The organism is Pseudomonas flexibilis (assembly GCF_000806415.1).
In the GTDB taxonomy this organism is placed as follows: Bacteria; Pseudomonadota; Gammaproteobacteria; order Pseudomonadales; family Pseudomonadaceae; genus Serpens; species Serpens flexibilis.
The window spans coordinates 121,916-146,055 of the sequence record NZ_JTAK01000001.1; the positions used below are offsets into that span (position 1 = coordinate 121,916).

At 66.1% G+C, this 24,140-nt stretch carries 26 protein-coding genes and 2 tRNA genes; 10 read left to right on the forward strand and 18 right to left on the reverse strand.

The window, feature by feature from the left end; genetic code table 11:
- Positions 1 to 23 precede the first annotated feature (23 nt).
- Complete coding sequence (locus PT85_RS00585) at positions 24 to 1,427, reverse strand: MBL fold metallo-hydrolase RNA specificity domain-containing protein (RefSeq protein ID WP_027590042.1); 1,404 nt, start codon at positions 1,425 to 1,427, stop codon at positions 24 to 26.
- 136 nt (positions 1,428 to 1,563) lie between these two features.
- Here PT85_RS00585 and PT85_RS00590 point away from each other — a divergent pair, with 136 nt between their 5' ends.
- Positions 1,564 to 3,972, forward strand: a complete 2,409-nt coding sequence (locus PT85_RS00590; RefSeq protein WP_039605660.1) for a phosphoketolase family protein — start codon at positions 1,564 to 1,566, stop codon at positions 3,970 to 3,972.
- A 48-nt stretch (positions 3,973 to 4,020) separates the two neighbouring features.
- Here the strand turns inward: PT85_RS00590 and PT85_RS00595 are convergent, their stop codons facing one another.
- Positions 4,021 to 4,431 carry a PA3611 family quorum-sensing-regulated virulence factor gene (locus PT85_RS00595; protein WP_039605661.1) on the reverse strand — a complete coding sequence of 137 codons (411 nt, stop codon included), beginning with the start codon at positions 4,429 to 4,431 and terminating at the stop codon, positions 4,021 to 4,023.
- Positions 4,432 to 4,542: 111 nt separating this feature from the next.
- Between PT85_RS00595 and PT85_RS00600 the strand changes: the two genes are divergently transcribed.
- The gene (locus tag PT85_RS00600) at positions 4,543 to 5,247 is read left to right on the forward strand and encodes a tRNA-uridine aminocarboxypropyltransferase (RefSeq protein ID WP_039605662.1); all 705 of its coding nucleotides are present in this window, start codon (positions 4,543 to 4,545) and stop codon (positions 5,245 to 5,247) included.
- On the opposite strand, the gene PT85_RS00605 is transcribed toward PT85_RS00600, so the two are convergent.
- On the reverse strand, positions 5,244 to 6,164 hold the full coding sequence (locus PT85_RS00605) for a DMT family transporter (RefSeq protein WP_039605663.1): 921 nt from the start codon (positions 6,162 to 6,164) through the stop codon (positions 5,244 to 5,246). The genes PT85_RS00600 and PT85_RS00605 overlap by 4 nt on opposite strands.
- A gap of 118 nt (positions 6,165 to 6,282) precedes the next feature.
- Here PT85_RS00605 and erdR point away from each other — a divergent pair, with 118 nt between their 5' ends.
- Positions 6,283 to 6,933: a response regulator transcription factor ErdR gene (erdR, locus tag PT85_RS00610; RefSeq protein ID WP_027590037.1), complete on the forward strand. Its 651-nt coding sequence runs from the start codon at positions 6,283 to 6,285 to the stop codon at positions 6,931 to 6,933.
- Between the two features lie 17 nt (positions 6,934 to 6,950).
- Here the strand turns inward: erdR and PT85_RS00615 are convergent, their stop codons facing one another.
- The gene (locus tag PT85_RS00615) at positions 6,951 to 7,877 is read right to left on the reverse strand and encodes a LysR family transcriptional regulator (RefSeq protein ID WP_039605664.1); all 927 of its coding nucleotides are present in this window, start codon (positions 7,875 to 7,877) and stop codon (positions 6,951 to 6,953) included.
- Between the two features lie 115 nt (positions 7,878 to 7,992).
- Here PT85_RS00615 and fpr point away from each other — a divergent pair, with 115 nt between their 5' ends.
- Positions 7,993 to 8,769 (forward strand): ferredoxin-NADP reductase, encoded by a 777-nt coding sequence (gene fpr / locus PT85_RS00620; RefSeq protein WP_027590035.1) that lies wholly within the window; start codon positions 7,993 to 7,995, stop codon positions 8,767 to 8,769.
- Between the two features lie 38 nt (positions 8,770 to 8,807).
- On the opposite strand, the gene PT85_RS00625 is transcribed toward fpr, so the two are convergent.
- The 3 genes from PT85_RS00625 to PT85_RS00635 are packed head-to-tail and all read right to left on the reverse strand — an operon-like array spanning position 8,808 to position 10,054.
- Entirely contained in the window at positions 8,808 to 9,110 is a 303-nt protein-coding gene (locus PT85_RS00625; protein WP_027590034.1) for a monooxygenase, read from the reverse strand.
- Between the two features lie 42 nt (positions 9,111 to 9,152).
- On the reverse strand, positions 9,153 to 9,848 hold the full coding sequence (gene tsaA, locus PT85_RS00630; protein WP_027590033.1) for a tRNA (N6-threonylcarbamoyladenosine(37)-N6)-methyltransferase TrmO: 696 nt from the start codon (positions 9,846 to 9,848) through the stop codon (positions 9,153 to 9,155).
- Between the two features lie 8 nt (positions 9,849 to 9,856).
- Complete coding sequence (locus tag PT85_RS00635) at positions 9,857 to 10,054, reverse strand: hypothetical protein (RefSeq protein ID WP_027590032.1); 198 nt, start codon at positions 10,052 to 10,054, stop codon at positions 9,857 to 9,859.
- 159 nt (positions 10,055 to 10,213) lie between these two features.
- Between PT85_RS00635 and PT85_RS18340 the strand changes: the two genes are divergently transcribed.
- From PT85_RS18340 to PT85_RS17605, 5 genes are all read left to right on the forward strand, one after another.
- A complete protein-coding gene (locus PT85_RS18340; protein WP_256214718.1) occupies positions 10,214 to 10,348 on the forward strand; it encodes a hypothetical protein in 135 nt (44 codons plus the stop codon).
- Positions 10,349 to 10,412: 64 nt separating this feature from the next.
- Complete coding sequence (locus tag PT85_RS00640; protein WP_027590031.1) at positions 10,413 to 10,640, forward strand: hypothetical protein; 228 nt, start codon at positions 10,413 to 10,415, stop codon at positions 10,638 to 10,640.
- Between the two features lie 70 nt (positions 10,641 to 10,710).
- On the forward strand, positions 10,711 to 12,147 hold the full coding sequence (locus PT85_RS00645) for a cytochrome ubiquinol oxidase subunit I (RefSeq protein WP_039559946.1): 1,437 nt from the start codon (positions 10,711 to 10,713) through the stop codon (positions 12,145 to 12,147).
- Between the two features lie 3 nt (positions 12,148 to 12,150).
- On the forward strand, positions 12,151 to 13,158 hold the full coding sequence (gene cydB, locus PT85_RS00650) for a cytochrome d ubiquinol oxidase subunit II (protein ID WP_039605665.1): 1,008 nt from the start codon (positions 12,151 to 12,153) through the stop codon (positions 13,156 to 13,158).
- Positions 13,158 to 13,289 (forward strand): DUF2474 family protein, encoded by a 132-nt coding sequence (locus tag PT85_RS17605; RefSeq protein ID WP_074467549.1) that lies wholly within the window; start codon positions 13,158 to 13,160, stop codon positions 13,287 to 13,289. The genes cydB and PT85_RS17605 overlap by 1 nt, the downstream gene beginning before the upstream one ends.
- A gap of 13 nt (positions 13,290 to 13,302) precedes the next feature.
- Here PT85_RS17605 and PT85_RS00655 read toward each other — a convergent pair whose 3' ends face one another.
- From PT85_RS00655 to PT85_RS00690, 8 genes are all read right to left on the reverse strand, one after another.
- Positions 13,303 to 13,659 carry a hypothetical protein gene (locus tag PT85_RS00655; RefSeq protein WP_234702651.1) on the reverse strand — a complete coding sequence of 119 codons (357 nt, stop codon included), beginning with the start codon at positions 13,657 to 13,659 and terminating at the stop codon, positions 13,303 to 13,305.
- A gap of 30 nt (positions 13,660 to 13,689) precedes the next feature.
- The gene (locus tag PT85_RS00660) at positions 13,690 to 14,196 is read right to left on the reverse strand and encodes an outer membrane protein (protein WP_027591856.1); all 507 of its coding nucleotides are present in this window, start codon (positions 14,194 to 14,196) and stop codon (positions 13,690 to 13,692) included.
- A 77-nt stretch (positions 14,197 to 14,273) separates the two neighbouring features.
- Positions 14,274 to 14,813 carry a dihydrofolate reductase family protein gene (locus PT85_RS00665; RefSeq protein ID WP_052237571.1) on the reverse strand — a complete coding sequence of 180 codons (540 nt, stop codon included), beginning with the start codon at positions 14,811 to 14,813 and terminating at the stop codon, positions 14,274 to 14,276.
- Positions 14,814 to 14,925: 112 nt separating this feature from the next.
- Positions 14,926 to 16,134 (reverse strand): tryptophan synthase subunit beta, encoded by a 1,209-nt coding sequence (trpB, locus tag PT85_RS00670; protein ID WP_027591858.1) that lies wholly within the window; start codon positions 16,132 to 16,134, stop codon positions 14,926 to 14,928.
- Positions 16,135 to 16,208: 74 nt separating this feature from the next.
- Positions 16,209 to 16,817: a hypothetical protein gene (locus tag PT85_RS00675; protein ID WP_039605667.1), complete on the reverse strand. Its 609-nt coding sequence runs from the start codon at positions 16,815 to 16,817 to the stop codon at positions 16,209 to 16,211.
- Between the two features lie 146 nt (positions 16,818 to 16,963).
- The gene (gene rimO / locus PT85_RS00680; RefSeq protein WP_027591860.1) at positions 16,964 to 18,289 is read right to left on the reverse strand and encodes a 30S ribosomal protein S12 methylthiotransferase RimO; all 1,326 of its coding nucleotides are present in this window, start codon (positions 18,287 to 18,289) and stop codon (positions 16,964 to 16,966) included.
- 180 nt (positions 18,290 to 18,469) lie between these two features.
- Positions 18,470 to 18,546, reverse strand: a tRNA-Met gene (locus tag PT85_RS00685).
- A 123-nt stretch (positions 18,547 to 18,669) separates the two neighbouring features.
- Positions 18,670 to 18,746 (reverse strand) — tRNA-Met (locus PT85_RS00690).
- A 141-nt stretch (positions 18,747 to 18,887) separates the two neighbouring features.
- On the opposite strand from PT85_RS00690, the gene dinB reads away from it, so the two are divergent.
- A complete protein-coding gene (gene dinB / locus PT85_RS00695) occupies positions 18,888 to 19,937 on the forward strand; it encodes a DNA polymerase IV (RefSeq protein WP_027589924.1) in 1,050 nt (349 codons plus the stop codon).
- Here the strand turns inward: dinB and PT85_RS00700 are convergent.
- The 3 genes from PT85_RS00700 to PT85_RS00710 all read right to left on the reverse strand — a co-directional run bounded on the left by PT85_RS00700 (position 19,934) and on the right by PT85_RS00710 (position 24,034).
- The gene (locus PT85_RS00700; RefSeq protein WP_039605668.1) at positions 19,934 to 21,754 is read right to left on the reverse strand and encodes an acyl-CoA dehydrogenase C-terminal domain-containing protein; all 1,821 of its coding nucleotides are present in this window, start codon (positions 21,752 to 21,754) and stop codon (positions 19,934 to 19,936) included. The two genes, dinB and PT85_RS00700, sit on opposite strands and share 4 nt — an antisense overlap.
- Before the next feature lie 194 nt (positions 21,755 to 21,948).
- Complete coding sequence (locus tag PT85_RS00705) at positions 21,949 to 22,683, reverse strand: MlaA family lipoprotein (RefSeq protein WP_051587366.1); 735 nt, start codon at positions 22,681 to 22,683, stop codon at positions 21,949 to 21,951.
- 58 nt (positions 22,684 to 22,741) lie between these two features.
- Positions 22,742 to 24,034, reverse strand: coding sequence for a serine/threonine protein kinase (locus tag PT85_RS00710; protein ID WP_039560008.1), 1,293 nt, complete (start codon positions 24,032 to 24,034; stop codon positions 22,742 to 22,744).
- Positions 24,035 to 24,140: the final 106 nt, after the last annotated feature.

Below are 24,140 nucleotides of genomic sequence, written 5' to 3' on the forward strand. Positions count from 1 at the left end.
CGTTGCGAATTCGGGTGGGGCCGTTAAAGGGCGATGCGGTCGCCGGGTTCGGGAATGCTGGCCTCCCAGCCCAGGCGATGACGCAGCGCGCCCTGTAGGGCCAGCATCTTTTCCAGCTCGCCGTGCACCAGGTGCAGTTCCGGCCGCTGGCTGAAATGGCTGGCCCAGTTCAGCAGTTGCGACTGGCCGGCGTGGGCGGAGAAGCCGCCCAGGGTGTGTACCTTGGCCTTGACCATGATTTGCTGGTGCAGCAGGCGCACGCGGTCGGCGCCGTCGACGATGGCGCGACCCAGGGTGCCGCGCGCCTGGAAGCCGGTGAACACCACGTGGCATTCCGGGCGCCAGAGGTTGTGCTTGAAGTGGTGCAGGATGCGTCCGCCGTTGCACATGCCGCTGCCGGCGATGATGATCGCGCCGCTGGTCACTCGGTTGATGGCCATGGACTCCTCGGGCGTGGCCGTCGAGCGCAGGATCGGCAGCAGATCGGCGACCTTGTGCACGCCCATGCCACGCAGGCGCTCCAGTTCTACGGGGTCGAGCTGTTCGAGGTAGCGACTGTAGATGGCGTTGGCGCGGATCGCCATCGGGCTGTCGAGGAACACCGCCTGCTGCGGCAGGCGGCCTTCGTGGTAGAAGCGCCCCAGGTGGTAGATCAGGTCCTGGGTGCGGCCGATGGCGAAGGCCGGGATCAGCACGTTGCCGCCATCCTTGTGGGCCTGTTGCAGGACGCCGAGAAATTCTTCGAGCGTGTCGTCGCTGCAGCGGTGGTCGCGGTCGCCGTAGGTGGACTCCATCAGCAGCACGTCGGCCTGTTCGAGAACCGCCGGGCTGCGCATCAGCGGCGTGCAGTCGTTGCCCAGGTCGCCGGAGAACACCAGGCGCCGAGTGCGGCCCAGGTCGTTGACATCCAGCTGGACGATGGCCGAGCCGAGGATGTGGCCGGCGTCGTGAAAGGTCAGGCGCACGCCGGGCACCACCTCCTCGCTCTGCTGGTAGCTCAGCGGTCGGCACTGGCGCAGCACCTGGTCGGCGTCATCGCCGGTGTACAGCGGGGCGATGGGCTTCTGGCCGCGCCGGGCGCGCCACTTGTTCTCCCACTCGGCGTCCTTTTCCTGCAGGTGCGCGGCATCGTGCAGCATCAGCTCAAGCAGCGCGCAGCTGGCCTCGGTGGCGAAGATCGGGCCGCGATAGCCTTCCTTGGTCAGGCGCGGCAGCAGTCCGCTATGGTCGATATGGGCGTGGGAAATCACCACCGCGTCGATGTCTTTCGGACGAAAGGGAAAGGCTCGCCGGTTGTTGCTTTCCTCCTCGCGCCTGCCCTGGTGCATGCCGCACTCAAGCAGGACACGCTTGCCTTCGTGGGTTTCCAGCAGGTAGCAGGAACCGGTGACCTGCCGGATGGCGCCGAGAAAACTGAGTAAAGCCATGATGTGAACCTATTCCTTGCCTACAGGGTTACAGTCTGTGCGGAGCGAGGCCGGGCGGTCTTGATACATGTCAGCCCCTCCGGCGCGGGCGCCCCTTACACTAACCGAACTTGACGAGATGACGGAGCCTGTTGCCATGCATCAACTTCTGCCGAGCCCTGCCGAGCTGGCCGAGCATGCCCGGAACGAGCCGGAATTCGCCCGCTGGAGCGAGGGTTATGGTCCCTTCACGCACAGCGATGAAACCCGCGCAGCGGCCTTCCGGATGGCCCATCAGTTGGTGCAGGCCGGCCTGCAGCCGGACCTGGCCAGCGTATACCGGCTGCTGCAGGGCCTGGACCGGCTGAGCGCCGCCGGGCTGTGGCTGGTGGTGCACATGACCTACGCCCGCCGCGTGCGCCTGGACGGTACGCCGCTGGGCGAGGACGATTTCAAGGCGCAGCCCGAAGGCCATACCGGCGGCGCGCTGAACATGGTGCCGGCCTATGCCGGCTATCTGGGCCTGAACGCGCTGACCGGCCAGACCCGCGGCTGGATGATGGGCCAGGGCCACTGCGTGGCCGCCATCGAGGCGATAAACCTGCTGGTGGGCAACCAGCACCCCGAGCAGGCCGAGCGCTACAGCTTCGACGAGGCGGGCATGAGCCGTCTGGCTGCCGACTTCTACAGCTATGCGCAGACCCCCGAGGGCCTGCCGGGCGTGCCGCTGGGCAGCCACGTCAACCCGCACACTGCCGGCGGCATCGCCGAGGGCGGCTACCTGGGCTTTGCCGAGCTGCAGTACGCGCACATGCCGCTGCCGGGCGAGACGCTGGTGACCTTCCTCTCCGACGGCGCCGCCGAAGAGCAGCGCGGCAGCGACTGGATTCCGCGCTGGTGGCGCGCCGAGGACTGCGGCACCGCCCTGCCGGTGATGATCGCCAACGGCCGGCGCATCGAGCAGCGCACCGAGCTGGGCACCCACGAGGGCCTGGAAGGCTTCGTCCAGCACCTGCGCCGCTGCGGCTTCGACCCCATGCGCCTGGACGGCCGCGACCCGGCCGCCTTCGTCTGCACTCTGTGGGAAATGGAGCAGCGCCTGGCGCGCCGCGTGGACGAGAAGAACCGGGGCATCCTGCGCTACCCGCTGCCGATTCCCTATGCCATCGCCGAAACCACCAAGGGCTTCGGTTTCTACGGCGCGGCCAGCAACGCGGCCCACAACCTGCCGTTGCCGGGCAACCCATCCCGCGACGAAGCCGCCCGCGCGCTGTTCAACGCGCATGCCGCGCCGCTGCATGTGCCCTTCGACGAGCTGGACCAGGTCCGCGCACTGTTCGCCGCACGTGGCCAGCGCCCGCTGGAGCGCGACCACGCCCTGGCAGTGCGCCATCCGGCGACCCCGACGATCCCCGAATTGCACTACCGCGACGACACCTGTTCGCCGATGACCGCGCTGGATCGCTTCTTCGTCGACCTGACCGCCGCCAACCCGCAGCTGCGCCCGCGCGTCGGCAACCCGGACGAGCTGGCCAGCAACCGCCTGGGCGGTGTGCTCAAGGCGCTCAAGCACCGGGTCAGCGAGCCGGAAGGCGAGCTGGAGGCGGTGGACGGCAAGATCATCACCGCCCTCAACGAGGAGGCCGTGGTTTCCGCCTGCCTGGCCAACCAGGGCGGCCTGAACCTGGTGGCCAGCTACGAGGCGTTCTGCGTGAAGATGCTTGGCGCGGTGCGCCAGAGCCTGATCTATGCGCGCCAGCAGAAGGAAATCGGCCGCCCCGCCGGCTGGCTGGGCTTCCCGGTGGTGGCCACCTCGCACACTTGGGAAAACGGCAAGAACCAGCAATCGCACCAGGACACCACTTTCTGCGAGGCGCTGCTGGGCGAGATGAGCGACGTGTCCCGGGTGCTGTTCCCGGCCGACCACAACAGCGCCCTGGCGCTGCTGCCCGGCATCTATCAATCGCGTGGCCAACTGGCCTGCATGGTCATTCCCAAGCGTGACCGGCCGACCTACTTCAGTCGCGCCCAGGCCGAGCAGTTGGCCCGTGACGGCGCCATCGTCGTCGAGGAGGTTACCGGCAACGATCCGCTGCTGCTGATCGCCAATGGCAGCTACCAGCTGGGCGAGATGCTGCGCGCCTGCCAACGCCTCAAGGAAGCGGACTGCGCCTATCGGCTGGTCTATCTGCAGGAACCGGGACGCTTCCGCGCGCCCAGGGATTCCTGGGAACTGGAGGCCATGGCCGACGCCGAGCTGTTCGAGCAGCTGTTCCCGGAAAGTCACCCGCGGCGCATCCTGCTCACCCACATGCGCCCGGAAGTGGCGCGCGGGGTACTCTGGCCGCTGTTCCCGGACACCCGCCTGAGCGGCGTGCTGGGCTACCGCAACCGCGGCGGCACCTTCGACGAGCCCGGCATGCTGTTCGCCAACCGCAGCACCTGGGCCAACGTGCTGGCCTCCTGCGCCCGGGTGCTGAACATGCCGCGTACCGCACTGCTGACCAGCGAGGAAGCGGCGACCCTGGCCGGCAAGGGCGATCCGCAGGTGCTGCGCCCGAACTGATGCACGACCTGCAGGAGCGGTCAGCCGCGATGCTTTTTGGCCGCGCGGCTAACGCCCCTCCTGCCGATCGGCGCAATCCTCGGCCATGAAGCTTTCGCTGGCCACCGGCCAGTTGCTGCTGTCCTCGCTGAACTGGTAGCGCAGCACGGCGCCGTGGGACAGCAGCAGGCGGAAGTTGGCATTGGTGCAGACACTGGTCGCCAGCTGGCGCCTCACCGCGGCCGGATTGCGGCGCATCTGTTCGGCATGCGCCGGACGCACACTCAGGTGGTTGATCAGCGTGCGCCCGTCCACGGTGAAGCCCTGGTCGGTGATGTCCGGACTGATCGCCCGCGGTGTGCCCTGGTTGCTGTCGCGGGCAATGCGCTGCAAATCGCGGATCAGGCGCTCCTCCGCAGGCGTGGCGGCCAGGGCAGGCAACCACGCGGCCAGCAGCAGAACCATCAGCAGGACAGGCATCGCACAGCTCCTCGACCGGACCCGCTCATTCGACCCGGGCGGACAACGGGCGTTCGGCACCATCTGGTAGACTGCGCGCCCTTCGAACCCAGCGATAGCCGACCCCCACCCATGCATGCCGTAGCCCGACTGCGCGCCGAGCGCCTGGCGCGCAGCCTGAAACCCTTCGTCGCGCGCGGCTCGCGCATCGAGCGCTGCCCGCGCTGCCGGGTCGCCCCCGCATACTGCCTTTGTCCCTGGACGCCGCACGTCGCGACCCAGGCCGGCATGTGTCTGGTGATGCACGACATCGAGGCGCTCAAGCCGACCAACACCGGCTGGCTGATCGCCGACGTGGTGCCGGACACCTTTGCCTACGGCTGGTCGCGGGTGGATGTGGATGCACGCCTGGAAGCGTTGCTGGCCGATCCCCAGTGGCAGCCCTACGTGGTGTTCCCCGGTGAATATGCCGAGCCGGGCAGGGTGGTCGAGGCGGTGGAGCCGCAGCCCGGCAAGCGACCGCTGTTCATCCTGCTGGATGCCACCTGGACCGAGGCGCGCAAGATGTTCCGCAAGAGCCCGTATCTGGACCACCTGCCGGTGCTCAGCCTGCAGCCGGAGCAGCTGTCACGCTACCGGCTGCGCCGTTCGACGCGCGCGGAGCACCTGTGCACCGCCGAGGTGGCGGCGCTGTGCCTGGAACTGTCCGGGGATTCGGCGGCCGCCGAGGCGTTGGGCGACCACTTCGAGCTGTTCACCGAGCATTACCTGGCGGCCAAGCATCACCGGGGGGTGAACCCCGATGATGCGTTGCATCGCCGCCTGCGCGAACGCTAGCGGGCGTCGGCCGTACCGGCGATGCCTTGCTGCGGCTTATGGTGCGGCCAGAGCTGCGCCAGCAGCATGCCGGCCAGCATGATGGCGGCACCCAGGTAGCTCTTGAGGGTCAGGCTTTCATCCAGGAACAGCCAGCCGGCAATGGCGGCGAACACCGCCTCCAGTGACAGGATGATGGCCGCGTGGGAGGGAATCGCGTCCTTCTGCGCCACCACCTGCAGGGTGTAGCCGACGGCGACCGCGAAGCAGCCGCCATACAGTACGGCCGGCGCGGCGGCGACGATGGATGCCCAGACGATCGGCTCCAGCGCCAGGGCCAGCAGCAGGCTGACCACGGCGCAGACCAGGAACTGCAGGATGGACAGGCGCAGCGGGTCGTAGCGGCTGGCGAAGAAGCCCACCAGCAGCACGTGCACGCCCCAGACGAAGGCGCCGGCCAGTTGCAGCCAGTCGCCGGAGGCCACTTGGAAGTCCTCGCCTACGCTGAGCAGGAACATGCCGAACACGGCCAGCAGCGCGCCCAGCCAGATGCCCAATCCGGCGCGCTGGCCAATGAACAGGCCGAGTAGCGGGACCACGATCACGTACAGCCCGGTGATGAAGCCGGAGTTGGTCACCGAGGTGAACAGCAGGCCGACCTGCTGCAGGTTGATGCCCACAGTCAGGGCCAGGCCCATCAGCACACCGCCCAGCAACAGTGGCCGGTGTGCGAAACCCGGCCCCCGGACCTGGCCGAGCGATCGCCGTTGCAGAAGCAGCAGGGGCATCAGCACCAGCGCCCCCAGAAGGAAGCGCAGGCCGGTAAAAAGGAAGGGTCCGATGTTGTCCATGCCCACGCGCTGGGCGACGAAGGCGGTTCCCCAGATCATGGCAGTGATCAGCATCAACAAATCGGCGCGCAGGGCTTTGGATTGCATACGGACATCTCGAAAAAAAAGGCGCAAACTTTGCCGCAAAGTGTGACGCTTGACCACTCCCCCCGGGGGCGGCATGCTTCCCGCCTGCCCGAACCAGCATAAAAAATAGGGACTTGCAGTGGCTGCCTACGACATTCTCATTGCTGATGATCACCCGCTGTTCAGGAGCGCACTGCACCAGGCTCTTTCGCTCGGACTGGGTAGCGAGGCCCGGCTGGTGGAGGCGGCCAGCATTGCCGAGCTGGAAGCCCAGCTCTCGGCCAAGTCCGACTGGGATCTGGTGCTGCTCGATCTGAACATGCCCGGCGCCTATGGCTTCTCCGGTCTGGTGCTGCTCCGCGGCCAATACCCTCAGGTGCCTGTGGTGATGATTTCCGCGCAGGAGGAGGCCGCTGTGGTTGCCCGCTCGCGCGAGTTCGGCGCCAGCGGCTTCATCCCCAAGTCCAGCTCCCTGGAAACCATCCAGGAAGCCGTGCGTGCGGTCCTTGATGGCGATGTGTGGTGGCCGAACCTCGGCGAGGAGCCGGTGGCCGTCTCCGCCGAGGAGCGCGAGGCCAGCGCCGGCCTGGCGAGCCTGACGCCCCAGCAGTTCCGGGTGCTGACCATGGTCTGCGAAGGCCTGCTGAACAAGCAGATCGCCTACCAGCTCAACGTTTCCGAGGCCACGGTGAAGGCCCACGTCACCGCCATCTTCCGCAAGCTCGGCGTGCGTACCCGCACCCAGGCGGCGCTGTTGCTGCAGCAGCTGGAAACCCTGCCGGGACAGTAGTCCGGCGACTCCTCGCCTCAGGCGACCGGCGGCAGCTGAATCAGGTCGCTGCGGGTCACGCCTTCGGTCAGCTCTCGGCACTGCTCGATGAATTCGCGCATCGCCGCGCTCTGGTGCTTCTGGCGATGCCAGACGAAGCAGAACTGCCGGCGCAGGTCCAGCTCCGGCACCTCCACCGCCACCAGGCTTCCGCGCCGGAAGGCATCGCGCAGGGCCAGGCGCGAGATGCAGCCGATGCCCAGCCCGGATTCCACCGCGCGCTTGATCGCCTCGGTATGTTCCAGCTCCAGGCGCACGTTCAGATTGCCGTGCTGCTGGCGCAGCGCCCGGTCGAAGCTGGTGCGCGTCCCCGAGCCCTTTTCGCGCAGGATCCACGCCTCGCCGCGCAGGTCTTCCAGCGTGGCCTGGCCGCGGCGCGCCAGCGGGTGGCTGGGGGCGCAGAACACCACCAGCTCGTCCTCTACCCAGGGAGTGACTTCCAGGTCCGGGTGTTGGCAGTCGCCCTCGATCAGGCCGAGATCCAGCTCGAAATGGGCGACCATCTGCACGATCTGCACGGTGTTGTGCACGTGCAGGGCCGCGCGGCATTCCGGATGACGCTGCAGGAAGCGCCCGAGCAGCAGGGTGGCCAGGTAGTTGCCGACCGTCAGGGTGGCGCCCACCTCCAGCGAGCCGAAACCGGTGTTGCCGTTGAGCAGGCTCTCGATTTCCTGCGCCCGCGAGAGCAGCGCCACCGCCTGGGGCAGCAGGGTGTGGCCCAGGGCATTGAGTTTCAGGCGTTTGCCCAGGCGGTCGAACAGCTGACAGTCGAACTGGCGTTCCAGCTCGGTCAGCGAGGTGCTGGCCGCCGACTGGGACAGGGCCAGCGATTCGGCTGCACGGGACACGCTCTCGTGCTGGGCAACCGCCACGAAGACTTCCATTTGCCGCAATGTGAAGCGCATATCTATATAACCAATAAGTGTTATCTCGATAATCAATTTAACAGATATTTGTGGCGTCGCTAGAATCCCGCGCATTCCTGCCCGCCTGGCTGTCGGCATCACTTCGAGGAAGACCATGAGCAATCTGAACGTCGAGCGTGTGCTCAGTGTTCATCACTGGAACGAAACCCTGTTCAGCTTCAAGACCACCCGTGACCCCGGGTTGCGCTTCGAGAACGGCCAGTTCGTGATGATCGGCCTCGAAGTGGAGGGCCGCCCGCTGATGCGCGCCTACTCCATCGCCAGCCCCAACTACGAGGAGCAGCTGGAGTTCTTCAGCATCAAGGTGGAAAACGGCCCGCTGACCTCGCGCCTCCAGCATCTGAAGGAAGGCGACAGCATCATGATCAGCAAGAAGCCGACCGGCACCCTGGTCCTCGATGACCTGCGCCCCGGCAAGCACTTGTATCTGCTGAGCACCGGCACCGGCCTGGCGCCGTTCATGAGCGTGATCCAGGACCCGCAGACCTACGAGCGTTTCGAGAAGGTCATTCTGGTGCACGGCGTGCGCTACGTGAGCGAAGTGGCCTACGAAGACTTCATCACCCAGCAACTGCCGGAGAACGAGTACTTCGGCGATGCCGTGCGCGAGAAGCTGATCTACTACCCCACCGTGACCCGCGAGCCGTTCCGCAACCAGGGCCGCCTGACCGACCTGATGCGCAGTGGCAAGCTGTTCGCCGACATCGGCCTGCCGCCCATCAATCCGCAGGATGACCGCGCGATGATCTGTGGCAGCCCGAGCATGCTCGAGGAAACCAGCCAGGTACTGGACAGCTTCGGCCTGCAGGTTTCCCCGCGCATGGGCGAGCCCGGCGACTACCTGATCGAGCGTGCCTTCGTCGAGAAGTGACGGACCCGGCGGCCCTCGCCGAGGGCCGCTACGCCCGCCTACAGCGGGGCGCGATCCAGCGCCGAGAGCTCCACGTTCACCTCGAACAGCTTGGCGTTGATCTTCACGAAGCCTTCGGCGGCGAGCCGCTCGCGGTGTTTCTCCAGGTACATCTCCGCCGCATCCAGCGTCTCGAACAGGTAGATGCCGCCGGCCTCGCCCAGCTCGCGACTCTCCGTCCATATCTTCCACTTCAGGCCCGGCTCGACCGAGATGTTCTCCGCCATGTGGCGGAAGTCGGCGGTCATTTTCGCGCCCCAGGGGCCGGGGTAGGGAAAGTCGATCTGCAGCAGCACGGGCATGGGGACATCCTCCGGAAACGGGTTGCCCCCCAAGCGTAGTCGCTACGCCGTGGGTACCACCTCGAGCACCCGGATCAGTCCTGGTTGCGGGTAATGCCAGCGCACCTGCACGTCCCACAGGCCCACGCCGTAACGCCGTTCGGGCTGGGGCTGCTGGTAGGCGGGGCGGGGGTCCTGTGCCAGGCACTGCTCGATCAGCGCCACCAGCGGTTCCGCCAGGCGCTGCCCGTGCCATTCGGCCTGCTGGCGCGCTTCGGGCGTCCAACGCACTTCGATGGTGGCGGGCGCGTCGGCGGCAATGGCGTTCACCGCTTCGGGCCGGCTGTCGGCGTAGGGTACGTAGGGTTTGATGTCCAGCACCGGCGTGCCGTCCAGCAGGTCTATGCCGGACAGCCACAACCGCCCTGGCTCCACCTTGTCCAGTCGCACTACCGACTGACCGATGCCGTTGGGGCGGTGCGTGGCGCGCGTGGCGAACACGCCGAGGCTGCGGTTGCCGCCCAGGCGTGGCGGTCGCACCTTCAGGCGCGGCGTGTCTTCCAGTGCCTGATGGAACAGGAACAGCAGCCAGACATGGCTGACCTGTTCCAGGCCATCGACCGCTTCCGGCTGATCGAACGGCGGCAGCAGCTCCAGCACCCCGCGGGCAGCCGGCGCCAGGTGGGGCTGGCGCGGAATGGCGAATTTCTCCCGGAAGCAGGAACGCAGGATGCCGACGGGGCTGACCTGGTAGGACATGGGCGGACTCATCGCGTCGGATAGGGCGCCGCGCGACAGGCGGCGTTGCGGTAGGGTCCGGCGACCTTGCGCCAGGCTGCGCCCGGACTGGTCTGCGCACAGACCCGGTGCTCACTGGACGGGCTGGCCCAGACGTACCAGGGCGCCGGAGCAGCCTCGACGGGCGGGACCGCCAGGGCGAAGAGCAAGGGCAGGGCGAACAGCATGACGGTATCCGGTGGGTGCGACCGGGCGATGATACCAGCCGGCTCGCCCGGACCGTTCGCCCCATGCCGGGAATTCCGCGCGCCGGCGAGGCTCTGAGCTGAACCCGCCAGGCCGATCCGACCTGCGGTCATCGTTCCGAATGCCGGGAGGAGGGCGTCATGATCCTGAACCGTTTTCCGCCAGTGACCCTGGGCGATCCGGAGGAACCTGGCAAGCCGCCGTTGCCCAACCAGCCGGGGGAGCCCGGCGAGCCGACCCTGCCCGACCGCGCGCCGCCCGACCCGGTGGCCTGACAGTCCGGCGGGAGCAACTAGTCTTGTCAGGCATCCTGTCGTGCATCCACCAAGGAGATCTGCCATGACACGTTGGGTCATCACCTACAACAAGGACAACAACACCTCGACGTTGGAAATCGAAAGCCCGAACAAGCCCAGCATGGAACAGGCCGTGCGCCACACCCTGAAGATGGCCCGCCAGCGCTATGAAGAACAGGAGCCCAGTGAAGTGGATGAGGACCTGCGCGGGCCTGCCGTACTCCTGGCTGAACGCTTCGGCATCACCATAACCGGCATTACCCAGGCGTGACCCGCCGACCGGCTCCTGCCCGTGCGGGAGTCGGCCGGATGCGGGTGCGGCCACTGACGAGGAGTCGTGCATGTTCGGTCTGGATGCACTAGAGCTCGCGCGAATCCAGTTCGCGTTCACCGTGTCCTTCCACATCCTGTTCCCCGCCATCACCATCGGTCTGGCCAGCTACCTGACCGTCCTCGAGGCGCTGTGGCTGAAGACCGGACAGACCGTCTATCGCGACCTCTATCATTTCTGGCTGAAAATCTTCGCGGTGAATTTCGGCATGGGCGTGGTGTCCGGCCTGGTCATGGCTTACCAGTTCGGCACCAACTGGAGCGTCTTTTCCGACTTCGCCGGCAGCATCACCGGACCGCTGCTGACCTACGAGGTGCTGACCGCCTTCTTCCTCGAAGCCGGCTTCCTAGGCGTGATGCTGTTCGGCTGGAACCGTGTCGGGCCGGGGCTGCATTTCTTCTCGACCGCCATGGTGGCGCTGGGCACGCTGGTGTCCACCTTCTGGATCCTGGCTTCCAACAGCTGGATGCACACGCCCCAGGGCCACGAGATCGTCGATGGTCGGGTGATTCCGGTGGACTGGCTGGCGGTGATCTTCAACCCTTCGTTTCCCTACCGCCTGACCCACATGGTCATTGCCGCCTTCCTGGCCACCGCCTTCTTCGTCGGCGCCTCGGCCGCCTGGCACCTGTTGCGCGGCAACAACACCCCGGAAACCCGCACCATGCTGTCCATGGCCATGTGGATGGCACTGATCGTCGCCCCGATCCAGGCGTTGGTAGGCGACTTTCACGGCCTCAATACCCTGGAGCACCAGCCGGCCAAGATCGCCGCCATCGAGGGCAACTGGGAAAGTACGCCGGGCGAGCCCTCCGGCTTGGCGCTGATCGGCTGGCCGGACATGCAGCGCGAGGAAACCCGTTTCAAGGTCGAGGTGCCCTACCTGGGCAGCCTGATCCTGCGCCACAGCCTCAGCGAGCCGATTCCGGCGCTCAAGGACTACCCGCCCGAAGACCGCGCCAATTCCACCCTGGTGTTCTGGACGTTCCGGCTGATGGTAGGCCTCGGCGTTCTGATGATCGTTGCCGGCGTGTGGAGCCTGGTCCTGCGCCGGCGCGGGCGGCTCTACGATTCGCGTCCCTTCCTGCGCTTCGTGCTCTGGATGGGCGCGTCCGGGCTAGTGGCCATCCTGGCTGGCTGGTTCACCACGGAGGTGGGGCGCCAGCCGTGGGTCGTGCAGGGACTGCTGCGCACGGCGGATGCCGTGTCGCCCCACGGCGTGGCGCAGATGAGCCTGTCGCTTGCCCTGTTCGTCGTCATTTATTTCGCGGTGTTCGGCGTGGGCTTGCTGTACGTGCTGCGCCTGGTGGCGCGCGGCCCGGTCAGCGACACGGGTCGCCCGGCCGAGGGCGGTGGCCCCGGCCGGCCCCGCACGCCGGCGCGCCCCTTGTCGGCCGCCGACCAGGCCTTGCCGGGCGGGCGCGATCAATTGGGCGAGGGGGGCTGAATCATGGGTATCGATTACTCGCTGATCTGGGCGGTAATCATCATCTTCGGCGTGATGATGTACGTGGTGATGGACGGCTTCGACCTGGGCATCGGCATCCTCTTCCCGTTCGTACCCGGCAAGCAGGACCGCGACCTGATGATGAACACCGTGGCACCGGTCTGGGACGGCAACGAGACCTGGCTGGTCCTTGGCGGGGCGGGCCTGTTCGCGGCCTTCCCGCTGGCCTATGCGGTGGTGCTGTCGGCCTTTTATTTGCCCATCGTGTTCATGCTCATCGGTCTGATCTTTCGAGGCGTGGCCTTCGAGTTCCGTTTCAAGGCGGACGAACGGCATCGGCCTTTCTGGGACTGGGCCTTCATTGGCGGCTCGCTGACCGCGACCTTCTTCCAGGGGGTGGTACTGGGCGCCTTCATCAGTGGCTTGCCGGTGGAAAACCGCGGCTACGCCGGTGGCCCGCTGGACTGGCTGACCCCCTTCGCGGTGTTCTGCGGGCTGGGGTTGATCGCCGCCTATGCGCTGCTGGGCTGCACCTGGTTGATCATGAAGACTGGCGGCGAACTGCAGCGTCGCATGCACGACATCGGCATCCCGCTGCTGGGCGTGTTGCTGGCGGTGATCGGCATAGTAAGCCTGTGGACGCCGCTGGCCCATGGGCGCATCGCGGAGCGCTGGTTCAGCCTGCCGAACCTGTTCTGGTTCCTGCCGGTGCCAATCCTGGTGCTGTTGTGCAGCTGGGCGTTGTATCGGGCGATCCAGCGTTACGCCCACTACTCGCCGTTCCTGCTTACCCTGGCGCTGATCTTTCTGGGTTACAGCGGGCTGGGCATCAGCCTGTGGCCGAACATCATTCCGCCAGCGATCAGCATCTGGGACGCCGCCGCGCCGCCGCAAAGCCAGGGCTTCGCGCTGGTGGGCGCGCTGTTCATCCTGCCGTTCGTGCTGATCTACACCGCCTGGAGCTACTACGTGTTCCGCGGCAAGATCACGCCGGACAGTGGTTACCACTGATGACGGAGCGCGCCTGGTGGCGGCGTCTGGCCTGGCTGGCCGGCCTGTGGACGGCCAGCGTGGTGGCGCTGGCGCTGCTGGCCTGGCTGCTGCGTCTGTTGATGAGCGCGGCGGGGTTGAGTACGCCGTAGCGTGCCGGTGGCCTTAGCGGCAATCGCGCGCACTCGCCTCGCGGTACTCGAGCACTTCTTCAAGGTGGAGGCTGCCGGGGAAATCGCGGCACCAGGGACAGTCCAGCGCGGGGCCTACCGTACCGCGCACCCGGGCGAAGGCTTCTTCGCCGGGCTCATCCACCAGCTCGGCGTAACGCGTCTCCAGGCGCTCGCGCAGGGCATCGTCTGCCACGACCCACAACGGTTCCTCGGCCTGGCAGCCAATGAACACCTGCATGCGTGGGGCCATCACCAGATGACCCGCCAGCGTGTCGGCGGGCTGTTGCGGGGGCGGTGCGGCGCAACCGGCCAGCGCGCCGAGCAGCAGGGCGAGTAACGAACGTTGCATGGGCAGCTCCGTGAGGCCGGTCAGGCCGGATCAGAAGGAGAAGTTGACCCCGAAGCTCATCAGATCGACCTCATCCACCAGGTTGATCCATTCCATGCTGGCGCTGAGATTCGGTGCCAGGTGCAGATCGACCCCCAGGCCGGCGCTGAAATCGTGTTCGGACCAGGTATGCACCGGGCTGACGCGGTTGTAGATCTTGCCTTCCGCACGGGAATAACCACCGATGATGTAGGCGGAGAACTGTGGGTTGAAGGGCATGAGCAGCTTGGCGTAAGCACCGACGTAGTTGTCGATCTCGTAGGTCAGGCCGTTGATGCTGTCATCGGTCAGGCCGGTACCCAGGCGGGCTTCCAGGGCGAGGTTCTGGCTGGCCTGGAAGCCCAGCTTGTAGCCGAGGGAGGTCAGGTCGGTATGGTCGATTTCCGCGCGGGAAATCATCACCCCGCCGTAGGGGCCGATCTGGGCCTGGGCAAGGGTGGTGGCGGCGAATGTCGACAGCCCGACAGCGAATACGGCGACTTTCAAAGCGCTTTTCATAACGGCCTCATGGATAGAAAACCCGCGGATCATAGCGTGGGGCCATTAAGCGCTTCAATGAACGGCTGCCGATTCGCTCAGGTCAGCACCCGATAACGGTTCTGTACAAAGCCGAATGGATAGGATTGCGAGGCTTCCAGCTGCAGGCTGGCCGCCACACCGGAGCGTCCGAACAGCGAAACGCCATTGCCCAGCAGCATGGGCACGGTGGTGAGGGTAATGGTGTCGATGAGCCCCTGACGCAGGCAGCCGCGAATCAGCGATTCGTCGTCCAGAAAGGCGTGGCCGAAGCCCTGCTTCTCCAGTAGCCGCGCCAGCTCCCTGGGTGAACGATTGGTCAGCGACACGCTGGCCGGCACTCCGTCGGGCAGGCTCGCCCACTCCGGACACACTACGAAGACCGGCTTGTCGCCGTAGGGCCATTCGGGGAAGCACAGCGCCTGCTCCAGGGCGCGGCGCCCGAAGACCAGCGCATCCATGCCGGCAAGAAACTCCTGATAACCGCAATCTTCACCCTCCGGCACCTGGCGGGTGAGATCGAGCAGCCAGCCGATGCCGCCATGGGCATCGGCGACGTAGCCATCGAGACTGGTGGCAACAAAGACGGAAAATTTCACGATCACTCCCCGGTGGGTGGACACGCGAATCAGCGTAGCCGTCGATTCGCCAGGGAGCGTTCGCCGAAAGGCGGGGCGCATCAGGGGACCGTCGGACGGCCCCCGAGATCCATTACAGACCCAGCTTCTGCGCCACGTAGTCGGCGTCCTTGTCGCCGCGACCCGAGAGGTTGACCAGGATGTGCTGGTCCTTCGGCAGCTTCGGTGCGGCGCGCATGGCCCAGGCCACCGCGTGTGCGCTTTCCAGCGCCGGGATGATGCCCTCGGTACGCGACAAGGTCATGAAGGCGTCCAGGCATTCCTGGTCGGTGACCGATTGGTAGTCCACCCGGCCGATGTCCTTCAGGTAGCTGTGTTGCGGGCCGACGCCGGGATAATCGAGGCCGGAGGCGATGGAGTGCACGGCGGCCGGGTTGCCCTCGGCGTCTTCCAGGACGTAGCAGGCCATGCCGTGGATCTCGCCGGGCTTGCCGACCGACAGGGTGGCGGCGTGCCGACCGGGCTTGTCCACGCCTTCACCGGCCGGCTCGACGCCTACCAGATGCACGCCCTCGTCACCCAGGAAGGCGGTGAACAGGCCCATGGCGTTGGAGCCGCCGCCGACACAGGCGGCCGCATGATCGGGCAAGCGGCCATGCTTGGCGAGGAACTGCTCGCGGGCCTCGCGGCCGATGATCGACTGGAAGTCGCGGACCATCTTCGGGAACGGGTGCGGGCCAACCACCGAGCCAATGGCGTAGATGTAGTTCTGCGGGTCCTTGAGGTATTCCTCGAAGGCGCTGTCCACGGCTTCCTTGAGGGTCGCGGCGCCACGGGTCACCGGCACCAGCTTGCAGCCGAGGATCTTCATCTTGGTGACGTTGGGGTGTTCCTTCTCGATGTCCACCTGGCCCATGTGGATCTCGCACGGAATGCCCACCAGCGCGCAGGCGGTGGCCAGGGCCACGCCGTGCTGGCCGGCGCCGGTTTCGGCGATCACCTTCTTCTTGCCCATGAACTTGGCCAGCAGCGCCTCGCCCAGGCAGTGGTTGATCTTGTGCGCGCCGGTGTGGTTCAGGTCTTCGCGCTTGAGGTGGATCTGCGCGCCGCCCAGTTTTTCCGACAGGCGCCTGGCATGGAAGATCGGGCTCGGCCGGCCGACGTAGTCGGCGAACAGGCTGGCCAGTTCCTCCTGGAAGTCCGCGCGCTGGCGGATTTCCTCGTAGGCGGCGTCGATGTCGTCCATCGCCTGCTTGAGGTGCGGCGGCACCAGTTGGCCACCGTAGGGGCCGAAATAGCCGCGGGCGTCGGGCATGGGGGCGAAGCGCGAGTCTTGGGTCATTGGCAGAGGTCCAGGTTGAGGTCGTATGGGTGTGGCAGTTTATCGGGCGAGCTGCCGCGCCGGTCTGCGGCAAATCAGCATGCGGGCAACTCCTGCGCATCGGCGCTGGCGATTGCCAGGCCGCGCGGATCGTCCGGCAGTGAGCGCAGGCTGACCGGCATCCGGCTCAGCCGCTCCAGCAGCCGGCTTTCGCGGCGCAGCGGCCACCAGTCGTACAGGTACATTTCCACCGGGCGCCAGAGCGCGACCCAGCCGATCACCATCAGCCCTTCGGCGAGGGTCTGGGCCAGCAGGTTGTCGAGGACGCCGATCAGGTTGTACAGCAGCATGCACACGGCCATGAAACACAGGCCCAGCAGGGTGGTGCGGTGGGCCATGCGCAGGTGCTCGCGCAGGCGGCGCTGGCTGTTCTCGGCTTGCCAGGCGAAGTGGAAGCACACGGTGTGGCGCGCGCGTTCTGCAGTTTCGGCGGACAGCTCGTGGGAGGGCAGCCAGAGGTTCAGGGCCAGCGGTTCATGCGCCGGCAGCTCGCGGCAGGCGTCGAGGATGTAGCGTTCGGCGTCCGGGGCCAGGTCACGCCGGCTGAAGGGCGACGGATCGCGCGTATCGGCCAGCTGTTGCAGGCGATCCAGGCGCAGGTCGATCTGCCAGGTGTCGCCTTCGCGGCGATAAGGCGTGTTCATGGAGAGTTCCGGTCGGGGATCAGGGCGAATTCTACGTCGGCGGACCCCGGTCACAGCAATTCGCGGATGGTCAGAGGCAATCCTAATGCGCGCGATTGCCCATGAAAAAGCCCCGCACAGGCGGGGCTTCCTTGTAGCGGCGACGCTTAGATTCGCTCGGCCCACAGGTCGTATTCATCAGCATCGACCACCCGTACGCGCACCTTGTCGCCGGGCTTGAGGGTCGGGTCGGCGATGAACACGCTGCCATCGATTTCCGGCGCGTCGGCCCAGGAGCGCGCCACCGCGCCTTCATGATCGACCTCATCGACCAGCACCTCGATCTCGGTGCCGATCTTGCGTTGCAGGCGTGCGGCGGAGATTGCCTGCTGGTGCGCCATGAAGCGCTCCCAGCGCTCCTGCTTGACCTCGTCCGGCACCGGCTCCAGGCCCAGTTCCTCGGCTGGCGCGCCTTCCACGGGCGAGTACTGGAAGCAGCCAACACGGTCGAGCTGGGCTTCGGTCAGCCAGTCGAGCAGGTACTGGAAGTCTTCCTCGGTCTCGCCGGGGAAGCCGACGATAAAGGTGGAGCGGATGGTCAGCTCGGGGCAGATCTCGCGCCAGGCCTTGATGCGCGCCAGGGTCTTGTCCTCGAACGCCGGGCGCTTCATGGCCTTGAGCACCTTCGGGCTGGCGTGCTGGAAGGGGATATCCAGGTAGGGCAGCAGCTTGCCGGCGGCCATCAGCGGGATCACGTCGTCGACGTTCGGGTACGGGTAGACGTAATGCAGGCGCACCCACACGCCCATCGCCGAAAGCGCCTCGCACAGCTCGAGCATGCGGGTCTTCACCGGGCGGCCGTCCCAGAAGTCGGTCTTGTACTTGAGGTCCACGCCGTAGGCGCTGGTGTCCTGGGAAATCACCAGGATCTCCTTGACGCCGGCCTTGACCAGGCGCTGCGCCTCGGACAGCACATCGCCCACCGGGCGGCTGACCAGCTTGCCGCGCATGGACGGGATGATGCAGAAGCTGCAGCTGTGGTTGCAGCCTTCGGAAATCTTCAGATAGGCGTAGTGGCGCGGGGTGAGCTTGATGCCCTGCGGCGGCACCAGGTCGACGAACGGATCGTGGTCCTTCTTCGGCGGGATCACCTCGTGCACGGCATTGACCACCTGCTCGTACTGCTGCGGACCGGTGACGGCCAGCACGCTGGGGTGCACGTTGCGAATGCTGTCCTCGTTGACGCCCATGCAGCCGGTGACGATCACCTTGCCGTTCTCGGCAATCGCCTCGCCGATGGTGTCCAGCGACTCGGCCTTGGCACTGTCGATGAAGCCGCAGGTGTTGACCACCACCACGTCGGCGTCTTCGTAGGTGGGCACGATCTCGTACCCTTCCATGCGCAGCTGGGTAAGGATGCGTTCGCTATCGACGGTTGCTTTCGGGCAACCAAGGCTCACGAAGCCGACTTTGGGCGTGGAGGTGCTGGACATGCGGGTGAAACCTCTGTGGCGCTGACGGGCGCCTCTGATCAAAAAGTGCGCGATTTTAGCGGCAGGTTGGAAACCTGAACAGACGGAATCACGGTTTTTTTCCTGAGCGGCCAGGCCCATGCGGTGAATCGCGCGCAAACGAAAAAGGCCACTCGATTGAGTGGCCTTTCTGCGTGATTCTGGTTGCGGGAGCAGGATTTGAACCTACGACCTTCGGGTTATGAGCCCGACGAGCTACCAGACTGCTCCATCCCGCGCCGGCCATTCTACTTATTAATAAGAGGCTGTCAATCAATAGTTTTAAAATCAGCCGCCAACCACGTTTCCGGGTGCTGAAACGAAAAAGGCCACTCGATTTGAGTGGCCTTTCTTCGTGATTCTGGTTGCGGGAGCTGGATTTGAACCAACGACCTTCGGGTTATGAGCCCGACGAGCTACCAGACTGCTCCATCCCGCGCCGGCCATTCTACGCGCCGAAGGATGGCTGTCAACCTTTGATTGCGAAAAAGCCTTTTGCCATCAGCCTCTTGCGCGTTCGCCGGGGTGGTAGACTGCCGGCTCCACGCCACACCTGGCGGCGCTTTCGGCCCTGAATACCGTGCGCAAGATCATCCATATCGACTGCGATTGCTTCTACGCCGCCATCGAGATGCGCGACGATCCGCGCTTGGCTGGGCGGCCGCTGGCGGTGGGTGGTTCGCCGGAGCAGCGCGGCGTGGTCGCCACCTGCAACTACGAGGCGCGTGCCTGGGGCATCCATTCGGCAATGCCGATGCGCACCGCGCTCAAGCTGTGCCCGGACCTCAATGTGGTGCGCCCGCGCATGGACGCGTACCGGGAAGTGTCCCGGGAGATTCACGGCATCTTCCGTGACTACACCGAGCGGATCGAGCCGTTGTCGCTGGATGAGGCCTATCTGGATGTGTCCAGCGCGACCCATCACGGCGGGAGCGGCACCCTGATCGCTCGCGAAATCCGCCAGCGGGTCTGGGAACAGTTGCGCATCACCGTGTCCGCCGGGGTGGCGCCCAATAAGTTCCTGGCCAAGATCGCCAGCGACTGGCGCAAGCCCAACGGCTTGTTCGTGATTACTCCGGACGAGGTGGAGGCGTTCGTGGCCGAGCTGCCGGTCGGCAAGCTGCACGGCGTTGGCAAGGTGACCGCCGAGCGCCTGACACGCCTGGGTATCCGCACCTGCCGGGAGCTGCGCGAGTGGGACCGGCTGGCGCTACTGCGCGAGTTCGGCAGTTTTGGCGAGCGGCTGTGGCATCTGGCGCGCGGTATCGACGAACGCCCGGTGCAGGTGGACAGCCGTCGCCAGTCACTGAGCGTGGAGACTACCTTCGATCAGGACCTGCCGAACCTTGCGGCCTGCCTGGCCGAGCTGCCCGATCTATACGACGAGTTGCAGCGCCGGCTGACGCGCCTGGACCAGAGCTACCGGATCGGCAAGCCGTTCGTGAAGCTCAAGTTCCACGACTTCACCCAGACCACCCTCGAACAGGCCGGCGCTGGCTGGGACCCGGACAGCTACCGGTTGCTGCTCGGCCAGGCTTTCGCCCGAGGCGACAAGCCGGTGCGGCTGATCGGCCTGGGCGTGCGACTGGTGGATCTGCAGGGCGTGCAGGAGCAACTGCGCCTGTTCTAGTCGAAGGCGAAATGCTCTGCCGGCAGCTCCATGATCTTCTCCGCTGGGCTGAGCATGGCGGCGGCATGAGCCTTGGCGCGCGGCAGCAGGCGGCTGAAGTAGAAGTCGCTGGTGGCCAGCTTGGCCTGGTAGAAATCCAGCGATTCCAGCCCGCCGTCGCGCATGCGCTGGCGGGCGGCGCGCTCCTGCAGGGCCCAGGAATACGCCAGGGTCACGTAGCCGGCGTACATCAGAAAGTCGTGGCTGGCGGTGCCGACCAGGTCGCGCTGCTTGCGGGCGATCAGAGCGATGCGCAGGGTCAGCCAGTTCCATTGCGCGCAGAGCCTGAGCAGCGTCAGCGCCTTGCCGCGCATGCCCGGCTCCTCCTTGAGCAGCGTCCAGGCCAGCGCGGCGATGTCGCCGGTGAACTGGCGCACGGCCTTGCCCCGGGTCATCAGCAGCACCTTGCGACCCAGCAGGTCGAGGGCCTGGATCCCGGTGGTGCCCTCATAGAGCGTGGCGATGCGCGCGTCGCGGACGATCTGTTCCATGCCGTGCTCGCGGATGTAGCCGTGCCCGCCGTACACCTGCATGCCCAGGTTGGCGGCTTCCAGGCCCAGCTCGGTCAGGCAGCCCTTGAGGATCGGGGTGAGGAAGCCCAGCTTGTCGTCCCAGTGGGCCTGCTTGGCGCTGTCGCCGGCGAGGATGCCCTCGATCATGCGATCGGCGTACTGGGCGGCCAGGTAGACCAGCATCCGGCCGCCTTCGGCGACGGCCTTCTGGACCAGCAGCATGCGCCGCACGTCGCCGTGATGCAGCAGGGCGTCGGCGACCTGCTGTGGTTCCTTGGTGCCGGACAACGCGCGCATCGAGCGGCGCTCGCGAGCGTAGGCCAGCGCGCCCTGGTAGGCCAGCTCTGCGGTGGCCACGCCCTGGATGGCGGTGCCAATGCGCGCGCTGTTCATGAAGGTGAACATGCATTCCAGGCCCTGGTTGGGCGGGCCGACCAGGTAGCCGGTGGCGGCGTCGAAGTTCATCACGCAGGTCGCCGAGGCCTTGATGCCCATCTTCTTTTCCAGCGCGCCGCAGGTGACGCAGTTGCGCGCACCCAGGCTGCCGTCGGCATCGACCAGGAACTTGGGCACGATGAACAGGCTGATGCCGCGGGTGCCCTTGGGCGCGTCGGGCAGGCGCGCCAGCACGATGTGGATGATGTTCTCGGTCAGGTCGTGCTCGCCGCTGGAGATGAAGATCTTGGTGCCGGTCAGTGCATAGCTGCCGTCCGCGTTGGCTTCGGCGCGGGTCTTCACCTGGCCGAGGTCGGTGCCGCACTGCGGCTCGGTGAGGCACATGGTGCCGGCCCAGCGCCCCTCGGTGAGCGGCGGCAGGTAGGTGGCCTTCTGTTCATCGCTGCCGTGCATCATCAGCGTGTTCATGGCGCCCAGGGAAAGCCCCGGATACATGGCGAACGGCCAGTTGGCGGTGCCGAGCATCTCCTGCTTGATGGCGCCGAGGCTCATCGGCAGGCCCTGGCCACCGTACTCGACCGGGTGCGACAAGCCCTGCCAGCCGCCTTCCACAAAGGCCTGGTAGGCCTCCTTGAATCCCTGGGGCGTGCGGACTTCACCGTTCTCCCAATGGCAGCCTTCTTCGTCGCCGGAATGGTAGAGCGGGGCGATCACGTCCTCGCAGAGGCGGGCGCATTCGCCCAGGATCGCCTCGACCACATCGGGCGTCGCCTCGGCGCCGGCAGCCAGGGCGCCATAGTGGGCGGGGTAATCAAGCACTTCGTTGAGCAGGAAACGGGTGTCACGCAGCGGAGCTTTGTAGGCGGGCATGTTCGGTCTCGACGGGTGGAACGACGCGGCGAGTTATACGAGCGTGATGTCCGGCATGCCTTGGCTTGCGGTGCGCGGGTGCGTGGCAGATCGGTCAGAAGGTGGAGATCGCGGGAATGGCTGCGGCGGGAGAGGACGTGTCCGCGAAGGTGCACGCCGGACCGGAAAGCTCGCGAATGACTTCGTTCCCACGTTCACTCCGAGATCTGCAGCTCCCGTGCCTTGCTGTACACGTAGCGCACCTTTTCATATTCGAACGGCGAGTTGACCTGGCCGTAGCGGAAGCTGGTCTGGTAGCGCAGGTCCACCACGCGCAGGCCATAGATTTCCGGATGGCCATAACTGGCGGCTTCGCTGACGCCCAGGTAGTCGATTTCGCCTTCGACCCAGAAGTCGGCCGCCAGGCCGGCGGTGTCGCGCAGGTTGGAGGGGCCGAGGAACGGCAACACCAGGTACGGCCCGGACGGCACGCCGTAGGCGCCGAGGGTCTGGCCAAAATCTTCCCGGTGGCGCGGCAGACCCATTCGGCTGGCGACGTCCCACAGGCCGAACACGCCGAAGGTGCTGTTGAACAGCACGCGCGCGGTGATTTCCATGGAACGCTGGCCCTTCAGCTGCAGCAGGCTGTTGAACAGGTTGCCCACGTCGCCGATGTTGTTGAAGAAGTTGCTCACGCCGCTGCGTACGAAGCGGGGCGTCACCGCCTGGTAGGTGTTGACCACCGGCAGGAAGACCCACTCGTCGAAGCGCTGGTTGAAGTGATAGACCCGGCGATTCCAGGGCTCCAGCGGGTCGTAGACATCCAGGGCGAGCAGGGTGGAGCGCTCGAATTCGCGCTGGTCCAGGCCCGGGTTGAAGGTCAGCCGCTCCAGCGGTCGGGTGAAGCCGTCCTCGTCGGTGGCGAGGGTCTGCGCCTGGCTGATCGGCATGGCCAGTATGAGCAGGGTCAGCAGGGTGAAACGCTGTCGAAGCATGGGCAGTGATCCGTTACGGGCGCATGAAGTCGAGCATGGCCTGGGTGTTGACCCGGTAATTCATGTTGCCGCAGTGGCCGCCGCGCGGGTACAGCGTCAGCCGCGAGCCGAAGGTGCGGCGCAGGAAACCCAGATCGCCGGGGCCGAGAATGATGTCATCGGCGTTGTGCATCACGGCGACCTTGTCGCTGTTGCGCAGGTAGTCCTCCAGGGCATAGAGGCTCACCGCATTCACCAGCTGCGGCAGGCTGCCGCCGTCGAATCGCTTGCGCCACATCGGCACCAGTTGCTCGGCCATGTAGCAGTCGAAGTCGCAGAGCAGCGCGCGGCGGAAGAACGGAGTGATCTCGGTGCCCTCGTCGATCGGGTAGCCGGGCGGGGTGATCAGCCCGCGCCGGTTGATCAGGTCCGAGGTGAAGACGATGTCGGCGGCCGAGAAACGAAACGAGGCGCCGATCAGCATCGCCATCTCCTCGTCACTCAGGCGTTGCTGCGACTGCTGGAAGTCGAACAGCAGCGCCGCGCTCATGTCCAGGCTGCCCTTGTGCTGGAAGTAGTGGGTGAGCTTCTCGAACATGCGCTCGTAGAAGGAGGCGGCGTCACGAATATCGGCCACCTGCGTCTGCACCAGGCGGTCGAGGTTGGTCACCGAGGTGTAGAGGTTGACCGGCGGGTTGATCATCAGCACTCGCTGGAAGTTGAAGTGGCGCCGCTGTTCGTCCAGGTGGCTGACGAAGGCGGCATGCAGGCCGCCGAGGCTGTAGCCGGTCAGGTGGTAGCCGGTGACGTCAAGCTGTGGGTGGTTGGCCATCACCGCCTGCATGACCCGGTAGAGGTCATCGGCATCCTCGGCGGAAATACCCGGCGTGGCGAAGCGCGAGGCGGCGGCCATGAAGTCGTAGCTGGTCGGCGAGGACAGCTGCACCACATGGAAACCGCCCTGGTAGAAGACCTTCTTCAGCAGTTCCATGTTGCCGCTGGCGTAGTGGGCACCGGTGCCGGCAATGATGAAGATCAGCGGCGCCGGGCCGTCCTGGGTGGCGAGTCGATAGCGCAGCTTCTTCACCGCCCAGAAGTTGGCCGGCAGCTTGTACTCGCGCTCCGGGCGCAAGAGCAGGCTGTAGTCGCCCTGGCTGATCTCGTCATCCCCGGGCAGTTCCGGCCGCAGGTCCGGCGGCGTGCCGGCGATGGTGGCCTCGAACGGGTTGCTCAGCGGAAAGCCATAGGCGTCGGGGGAAAGGTCGGCGGCCGGTGCGGGGCCAGCAAGCAGGCCGAGCAGGAGGGCGAGCGGAATCAGGTGCGGCATGTTCAGTCCGGTGCGGCAGGGGAACGAGGCTTTGACAACGAAACGGCCCGCTGGGTGCGCAGTATGCCGGCGGCGCCGCACGGCAGACCAGTCGGTGCTGGCTATT